We start from the raw sequence: 7,803 nt of genomic DNA on the forward strand, positions 1-7,803 counted from the left end.
CAGCACCGTCTCCGGGTCCTGCTGCCACCAATGCTTCGACAGGATCTCGACCTCCGCGAAGCTGTCATAGCCCTGCGCTTCCACCATGCGGCGGATGGCTGGGATATCGATGCAGCCTTCGCCGGGAATGCCGCGGTCGAACACCGTGTCGGTCGTCGGCACCTTCCAGTCGCAGACATGGAAGGCGGCGATGCGCGGCCCGGCACGCTGGATCAATGCCGCGAGCTGCGGGTCCCACCAGACATGATAGACATCGAGCGCGATGCCCATGCCGTCGCCGAATTCGTCACACAGGTCCAGCGCCTGGCCGAGCGTGGACAGCACGGAACGATCCGCGCAGGTCATCGGGTGCAGCGGCTCCAGCGCGATTGTCACGCCGGCGGCCCGCGCATCCGGCAGGATCCTGCCGAGCCCTTCGCGCAGCATTTCCCGCGCGCCGGGCAGGTCCTTGGAGCCGGGCGGCAGGCCACCGCCGAGGACCACCAGGCATTTCGCGCCGATCGCATGCGCTTCCGCAATGGCGCGGCGATTGTCCTCGATGGCGGCGTCGCGGCCGGCCTGGTCGGCGGCAGGGAACATGCCGCCGCGGCACAGGCCCGTCACGGTGAGCCCGGCATCACGGATCTGCTTCGCCGCGCGGTCCACACCCATGGCGCCGAGTACGTCGCGCCAGGGGGAAATGCCCGGGATGCCGTGGCGGACGCAGCCCTCGATCACCTCGGGCAGGCCCCACTTTTCCTTCACCGTGACGGAGTTGAGCGAGATCTGCATCACGCGGCACCGTGCAATGCGAGAAGCGTCCGCATGCGCGAAACCGCCATATCCGGGTCGCGCAGCAGGCCCGCCTTGTCGGCCAGGCGGAACAGTTCCGAGAAATGCCGGATGCTGCGGGTGGATTGCTGGCCGCCGACCATGACGAAATGGTCCTGGTGGCCGTTCAGCCAGGCCATGAACACCACACCCGTCTTGTAGAAGCGTGTCGGCGCCTTGAAGATGTGGCGCGACAACGGCACCGTCGGCGCCAGGATGTCGTGAAAGGTCGCCAGGTCGTTCTTCGCCAGCGAGGCCAGCGCGCCACCCACCGCCGGGGCGATCGGATCGAAGATGCCGAGCAGCGCGTCGGAATAGCCGTGGCTGTCGCCAGCGATGAGTTCTGCGTAGTTGAAGTCGTCGCCAGTGTACATGCGGACGCCCTTCGGCAGGCGCCGGCGCATGGAGATCTCCTTCTGGTCATCCAGCAGCGAGACCTTCACGCCATCCACCTTGTCCGCATGCGCGTGGATGACGGAAAGCGCCGTTTCCATCGCGGCCATGTGGTCGTGGTTGCCCCAATAGCCTTCCAGCGCCGGGTCGAACATCTCGCCCAGCCAGTGGATAACGACAGGCTGCTTCACCTGGGACAGGATGCGATCATAGACCCGCTCGTAATCCGCCGGCGATTTTGCCGCCTTGGCCAAGGCGCGCGACGCCATCAGGATGATGCGGCCGCCCATCGCCTCCACCGCGGAGCATTGTTCTTCGTAGGCGCGGATCACGTCATCCACCGTCACGTCCGGGCCGGGCGCCAGGTGATCCGTGCCGGCGCCGCTCGCCATCACCGCGCCGGGGTGGTCCTGCATGGCATCGAGCGAGCGGCGGATCAGTTCCTGCGCCGCCGTCCAATCCAGCCCCATGCCGCGCTGCGCCGTGTCCATCGCCTCCGCCACGCCAAGGCCGAGCGACCACAGATGCTTGCGGAAGGCGATGGTGCGGTCCCAGTCGATCTTGGCGTCGAGCCAGGGGTCCTGCTCCGCCAGCGTGTCCGCCACCACATGCGCGGCGGCCAGCGCCACGCGGGGGAAGGGCGGCGTCGCTGTGGCGAAGTCACGCGGACCCTGCAACGTGTAGTCGCCCTCGGGAAGCTTGATCGTCGGCATTGTCACACCTCCAGCTTCGGCAGGTCGACCCAGCGGCGCTCCGCCCAGGATTGCAGGCCGGCTTCCGCCAGTTGCACGCCCTTGGCGCCGGCCAGCAGGTCCCAGGGATAGGTCGCGACCTCGCCCGCCAGGTATTTGAAGAACAGTTCCCACTGCACCCGGAAGCCGTTCGGCATCGGCTCGGTGTCCGGAATTTCCTGCCAGCCCTCGAAGAAGTTGATCGGCTGCGGCGTGTCCGGGCTCCACACCGGCTTCGGCGTGTTCACGCGGGACTGCGTCCAGCATTTCTGCAAGCCGGCCACCGCGCTGCCATGCGTGCCGTCCACCTGGAAGGTCACCAGATCGTCGCGGCGGACGCGCGTCACCCAACTGGAATTGATATGCGCGATGACGCCGCCTTCCAGCTGGAAGGTCGCATAGGCCGCATCGTCGGTGTCAGCCGTATAGGCCTTCCCCTGCTCATCGATGCGCCGCTTGATATGGGTCGCGCCCAGACACGAAACGCTCTCGACATTCCCGAACAGATTGTCGAGCACGTAGCGCCAGTGGCAGAGCATATCGAGGATCATGCCGCCGCCCTCGGCCTTCTTGTAGTTCCAGGACGGGCGCTGTGTCGGCTGCAGGTCGCCCTCGAACACCCAGTAGCCGAACTCGCCCTTCACGCTGAGGATCTCGCCGAAGAAGCCGCTGTCGATTGCCATCTTCAGCTTACGCAGGCCGGGGAGGAACAGCTTGTCCTGCACCACGCCGGCCTTGATGCCCTTCTGCTTCGCCAGCCGCGCCACGGCCATGGCTTCGGCCAGATTGTCCGAGGTCGGCTTCTCGCAATAGATGTCCTTGCCGGCGTTGATCGCCTTGGTCAGCAGGCCCGCGCGCATCTGCGTCGTCGCCGCGTCGAAGAACAGCGTGTCGTTGGGGTCCGCCAGGCAGGCATCGAGGTCCGTCGAGACGCGGGAGATGCCATGCGCCTTGGCCAGCGCCTCCAGCTTCTCCCGGTTCCGGCCGACCAGGATCGGGTCGGGCATCACCCGGTCGCCATTCGCCAGCATCACGCCGCCATCCTTGCGGATCGCCGCGATGGAGCGGATCAGGTGCTGGTTCATGCCCATGCGTCCGGTGACGCCGTTCATGATGAGGCCGATGCGGCGTTCCGCCATTTTTACAAGTTCCTTCAGGAGAGCCAGGTGTTGAGGTTCGCGCGGACGAAATCGTCATCCGTCAGATGCGGGTAGCGTTGCGCCACCACGGTCAGCAGTTCGGACTGGCCTGGGGACAGGCCCTCGGCCGGGTCCAGGCACCAGATGCCTTCCAGCAGGCCCTGGCGGCGGAGGATTTCATGGCAGCCGGCGATGACGCCGTGGAAGCCATGCGCCACGTCGAAAACGGCGGCGTTCATCTCCGTCACCTGCGCATCCAGCGCGAGCAATTCGGGCGTGGCATCGGCGCCGCGGCAGCGCGCGTGGAGGTCGACCGCCGCCTTGGTCCAGACGCTCCAATGCCCCAGCAGCCCGCCGAGGATGCGGAGCGGCTTCTCGGCACCGGCCAGAGCGAAGGGCGTGAGCAGGTCGGCGACGATGTGATCGTCATTGCCGGTGTAAAGCGAGATGCGGTCCTGTGCGCCGGCCTCCAGCACGCCGCGCAGCACGTCCAGCGTGGCGTAGCGGTCGAAGGGCGCCATCTTGATGGCCACCACATTCTCGATCGCGGCGAAGCGGCGCCAGAAGGACAGGGGAAGCGGCACGCCGCCCACGGCCGGCTGCAGATAAAAGCCGAAGACCGGCATCTCGGCTGCCACCGCCTGGCAATGGCTGATGATCTCATCCTCGGAAGCGCCCTTCCAGGCGGCGAGGCTGAGCAGCACGGCGTGGTAGCCAAGCCCGCGCGCAATCCGCGCCTCCCGCACCGCCTGTTCCGTGCGGCCGATGGCGCCGGCGACGAGGATGGGCGCGTCGTCCCGCTCCGCCGCCGCTTCGGCCGCCAGCGACAGCACGCGGTCGAACAGCCCGACCTGGCGGATGGCGAATTGCGTGGTGTGGACACCGACCGCGAGGCCGCCCGCACCGGCCGCCAGGTAGTAGCGCGACAGCGCCCGCTGGCGCCGCGCATCCAGCTCCCGCCCCGCGGTCAGCGCCAGCGGGTGTGCCGGGATGGCGCAACCTTCCCGCAGCCGCGTGAGGACGCGTTCGGGCCAATCCTGCCAGCGCAGACCCACCTGTGTTTCCCCCGTCATCCAGTAACCAGACGGTTACTTTGTCGCGGGTCGGTGGTCAGGTCAAGGCCGCAAATACCCCAGCACGAATTCGGCGATATGCGCCTCCCGCGCCGCGATTGCGGCCTCGGTGTCCAGCGGGGTGCCGAAGATGGTGGAGAGCGTGTGCCGATTGGCGACGTAGAAATGCCCCAGCGCCAGGATCGAGATGTAGAGCTGCATCGCATCGACGCCAGCGCGGAACACGCCCGCTGACGCGCCACGCTCCAGCACCGCGGTCAGCGCGGCCAGCATCGGCGAATACAGCGCCGGCACCTGCTCGGACCGGCTGAGATAGGCGGCGCGGTGCAGGTTTTCCTGATTCAGCAGCGCGACGAATTCCGGGTGGCGGCTGGTGTAGCGCAGGTTGAAGGCGACCAGCCGCACCATCGCCTCCAGCGGCGGCAGGCTGTCCACCGAAAGCTCCCGCTCCTCCGCCCGCTTGGCGGCATAGGCGCATTCCAGAACCGTCAGCCACAGCTCCTCCTTGCTGCCGAAATAGGCGTAGAGCATGCGCTTGTTGGCGCCGGCCCGCGCCGCGATTTCATCCACCCGGCTGCCGGCCATGCCCTTCTCGGCAAACTCCACCAGCGCCGCGTCCAGGATGCGCTGGCGCGTCGCCCTGGCGCGGGCCGAAAGCTGCTCCGTCGCGCGCGGGGCGGCCACGGCGCTAGAAGCGGCCATCCCGCACCTCGAATTTGGTGGCCTTGCCGAGCGCCCGGCCGCCGCCCGCCACCCAATCCGCCACCCAATCCACCAGCGTCAGCAGGGGCACGCTGGGGTATCCGAAGGCCTGGAAGGCGCGGGCGGCGTTGGACAGCAGGGCGGTGGGTGCCTCCGTCCCGGTGAATTCGGCGGTGCGGTCCATCCGGCGCGCGAATTGCTCGGCCAGCCAGCGGATGGAGACGGTCTCCGGCCCCGTCACATTCAGGATCGGGCAGGTCGCATCGGTGCGGGCCAGGGCGCGCAGCGTCCAGGCATTGGCATCGCCCTGCCAGATGACATTGGCGTGCCCCATGGCGAGCGGCACCGGCGTGCCGGCCAGGACCTTCGTCGCGACGTCATGCAGCACGCCATATCGCAGATCGATCGCGTAGTTCAGGCGGATGCCGAAGCAGCGCGTGCCGCGCGTGGCGGCGGCATGCTGGAAGGCACGCTCGCGGCCGAGGCAGCTGGCCGCGTAGTCGCCGATCGGCGAAGGCGTGGCGTCCTCATCCGGCGCCGGACCATTCACCGGCCACATCGGCTGCACATTGCCGGTGGAGAAGAACACGATGCGCGACGCCGCCCAGCGCGCCGCGACGCGGGCCGGAAGCTGGACATTCATCGCCCAGGTCAGCGCCTCATTCCCCGTGCTGCCGAACTTCATCGCCGCCATGAACACGACATTCGGGGCATCCGGCAGCGCGGCCAGCGCCGCGTCGTCCATCAAATCGGCCGCCAGGCATTCGATGCCCCAGGATTCCATGCGTTCGCGCAGCCCGGCCTCGGACCAGCGCGCCACGGCAATGACCCGCCGCGCCGGATCTGCGCGCTTCGCCAGGCGGCACAAAGTGGGCCCCATCTTGCCGGCGGCGCCGAGCACCAGCAGGTCGCCCGGCACCTGGGCGAGGTCGGCCAGCAATGCCGGGTCGGGCCGCGACATCACCTCCTCCAGCACCGCCTCATCCGCGATGCGCCGTGGCAGCTCGCCCATGGTTTCCCTCCCGCCCGTATCGGGCCAGCATGACGAGGACACTGCCCGGCGCCAAGACCGCCGGCCCATCGAGGAGACACGCCATGAATTGGCAGGAAAGCCTGCGCTACCCGGACCCCGCCATCCGCACCCTGGACCCCGCCTTCAACAAGCTGCGCCTGCCGCTATCCTCGGTGGAACGGCTGTGGACCGGCAGCCGCTGGGGCGAGGGGCCGGTCTGGCTCGGCGACCAGCGCTGCCTGCTTTGGTCCGATATCCCGAACAACCGCGTGCTGCGCTGGGATGAGGAAACCGGCCAGGTCACCCATTTCCGCAAGCCTTCCGGCAATGCCAATGGCCATACCCGGGACCGCCAGGGCCGCATCGTCGCCTGCGAGCATGGCGGGCGGCGCGTGATCCGCCACGAATATGACGGCGCCATCACCGTGATCGCCGACAACTACCAGGGCAAGCGGCTGAACAGCCCGAATGATGTGGTGGTGAAATCCGACGGCAGCATCTGGTTCACAGACCCGCCCTTCGGCATAGGCGGCTTCTATGAGGGCGAGAAGGCCACGCCCGAATTGCCACACACCAATGTCTACCGGGTGGATGGCGATTCGGGAAAAATCACGCTGGTGGCGGATGATGTGGACCACCCGAACGGCCTGGCCTTCAGCCCCGACGAATCCATCCTGTATATCATCGAAAGCCGGTCCGAGCCGCGCAACATCCTGGCCTATGACTGCGCCGGCACCACGCTGAGCAACCGCCGCGTCTTCGTGAAATGCGCGCCGGGGGAGACGCCGGACGGGTTCCGGGTGGATGTGGATGGCAATCTGTGGTGCGGCTGGGGCATGGGCGGCCCAGGGATGGATGGGGTGAAGGTGTTCAACGCCGCCGGCACCGCCATCGGCTTCATCGACCTGCCGGAACGCTGCGCCAATGTCTGCTTCGGCGGGCGGCACCGGAATCGGCTGTTCATGGCGGCGGCACATTCGCTCTACAGCCTGTACGTCAACACTCAGGGCGCGCCGGGCGGCTGAGGCGGGGGGCAGGGCCGCCTTGATGCGGCCCTGGCCTCGGCCGAAGCCGGCCGCATCATCGTGGACCTGCCCGCACGGCGTGGCGAAACACCGCGCTTCACGCCGCTGGCGGAAGGCGATTTCGGCCTGCGCGTCACCGCCCATCTGCCCGGCCGGGCCACCACGCTGAGCTGGGACTGGGAACGCAGCCAGGTGCAGACCATCCCGCTATGGGACGCGGCGCTGGCCGAGCCGCTGCCGCCGATCTGGCGCGAGCTGTCGCTGGACCGCGACATCGCCCGGCTGCCCGGGGGCACGGACCGGCTTTCTGCGCTGCGCGATGTGCTGGCGGGGCTGCCGGCGGAGGCGCCGGGCCGCGCCGACCTCGCCGCGCTGGTCGAGGATTTCGCCGCCGCGCGCGGGCTGATGGATGCATTCCGCAATGCCGCCCGCGCCCATGCCGCCGCCGAGGCCGCGCTGGCGCGGGCGCGCCAGGCGGTGGAGGATCGCAGCGGCGCGCAGCGGGAAGCTGCGCGGGGGGCGCTGAACACCGCCTCCCTCACCGCCGGCCGCACGGGGGCGGAGGCGGACCGGGCCTGGGCCGCCTGGCGGGACGCGGCGCAGCGCGTGGTGACGCGGGGTGGTGGCTGAAAGCCCGCGCCGGCGCCTGGGGTTGGAAAGACCTCAATCCGGCAGGCGGGCCACATCCACGGCGCGGGCGAATTCAAGCCTCGCCTCGACCGGGCCATCGCCCCCGACCTGCACCAGATAGCGGTTCTTCAGCAGCAGCGTGATGTTGCCATCCTGGCCCTGCACGCCCCGATGCGCGCCGATCCGGACCAGCCGGCCCATGGCGCCCGCCATCTGCGGGTTGCCCAGGATCATCGCCATCTGGGCGATCATCGGGTTGTCGGCGGCGATCTCCACCTTCACGGATTG

9 protein-coding genes are annotated in these 7,803 nt (G+C 68.6%); 2 read left to right on the forward strand and 7 right to left on the reverse strand.

Annotation, left to right across the window (positions count from 1 at the left end; genetic code table 11):
• From Q8S40_RS14615 to Q8S40_RS14640, 6 genes are all read right to left on the reverse strand, one after another.
• Positions 1-771 (reverse strand): sugar phosphate isomerase/epimerase (locus Q8S40_RS14615; RefSeq protein ID WP_305670949.1); only part of this gene is annotated, 771 nt, incomplete at its 3' end.
• Positions 771-1,916 (reverse strand): dihydrodipicolinate synthase family protein, encoded by a 1,146-nt coding sequence (locus Q8S40_RS14620; protein ID WP_305670950.1) that lies wholly within the window; start codon positions 1,914-1,916, stop codon positions 771-773. The genes Q8S40_RS14620 and Q8S40_RS14615, both read right to left, overlap by 1 nt.
• A gap of 2 nt (positions 1,917-1,918) precedes the next feature.
• The gene (locus Q8S40_RS14625; protein WP_304813314.1) at positions 1,919-3,073 is read right to left on the reverse strand and encodes a Gfo/Idh/MocA family protein; all 1,155 of its coding nucleotides are present in this window, start codon (positions 3,071-3,073) and stop codon (positions 1,919-1,921) included.
• A 14-nt stretch (positions 3,074-3,087) separates the two neighbouring features.
• A complete protein-coding gene (locus Q8S40_RS14630; protein WP_305670951.1) occupies positions 3,088-4,146 on the reverse strand; it encodes a dihydrodipicolinate synthase family protein in 1,059 nt (352 codons plus the stop codon).
• Between the two features lie 42 nt (positions 4,147-4,188).
• Positions 4,189-4,830, reverse strand: a complete 642-nt coding sequence (locus Q8S40_RS14635; protein WP_305670952.1) for a TetR/AcrR family transcriptional regulator — start codon at positions 4,828-4,830, stop codon at positions 4,189-4,191.
• A 4-nt stretch (positions 4,831-4,834) separates the two neighbouring features.
• Positions 4,835-5,860, reverse strand: a complete 1,026-nt coding sequence (locus Q8S40_RS14640) for an NAD(P)-dependent oxidoreductase (protein ID WP_305670953.1) — start codon at positions 5,858-5,860, stop codon at positions 4,835-4,837.
• A gap of 83 nt (positions 5,861-5,943) precedes the next feature.
• Here Q8S40_RS14640 and Q8S40_RS14645 point away from each other — a divergent pair, with 83 nt between their 5' ends.
• Together Q8S40_RS14645 and Q8S40_RS14650 are read left to right on the forward strand one after the other, a co-directional pair.
• A complete protein-coding gene (locus Q8S40_RS14645) occupies positions 5,944-6,885 on the forward strand; it encodes an SMP-30/gluconolactonase/LRE family protein (protein ID WP_304813308.1) in 942 nt (313 codons plus the stop codon).
• Between the two features lie 60 nt (positions 6,886-6,945).
• Positions 6,946-7,515, forward strand: coding sequence for a hypothetical protein (locus Q8S40_RS14650; RefSeq protein WP_305670954.1), 570 nt, complete (start codon positions 6,946-6,948; stop codon positions 7,513-7,515).
• A gap of 33 nt (positions 7,516-7,548) precedes the next feature.
• On the opposite strand, the gene Q8S40_RS14655 is transcribed toward Q8S40_RS14650, so the two are convergent.
• Positions 7,549-7,803: hypothetical protein (locus Q8S40_RS14655; protein ID WP_305670955.1), on the reverse strand; the 255-nt coding region annotated here is incomplete at its 5' end.

It is taken from the genome of Falsiroseomonas sp. (assembly GCF_030695085.1).
Lineage (GTDB): Bacteria > Pseudomonadota > Alphaproteobacteria > Acetobacterales > Acetobacteraceae > Falsiroseomonas.

Excerpts from the sequence above, each read along its gene's own strand:
- Q8S40_RS14620 (WP_305670950.1), bottom strand. The coding sequence starts at position 1,916 with ATGCCGACGATCAAGCTTCCCGAGGGCGACTACACGTTGCAGGGTCCG.
- Q8S40_RS14625 (WP_304813314.1), bottom strand. The coding sequence starts at position 3,073 with ATGGCGGAACGCCGCATCGGCCTCATCATGAACGGCGTCACCGGACGC.
- Q8S40_RS14630 (WP_305670951.1), bottom strand. The coding sequence starts at position 4,146 with ATGACGGGGGAAACACAGGTGGGTCTGCGCTGGCAGGATTGGCCCGAA.
- Q8S40_RS14640 (WP_305670953.1), bottom strand. The coding sequence starts at position 5,860 with ATGGGCGAGCTGCCACGGCGCATCGCGGATGAGGCGGTGCTGGAGGAG.
- Q8S40_RS14645 (WP_304813308.1), top strand. The coding sequence starts at position 5,944 with ATGAATTGGCAGGAAAGCCTGCGCTACCCGGACCCCGCCATCCGCACC.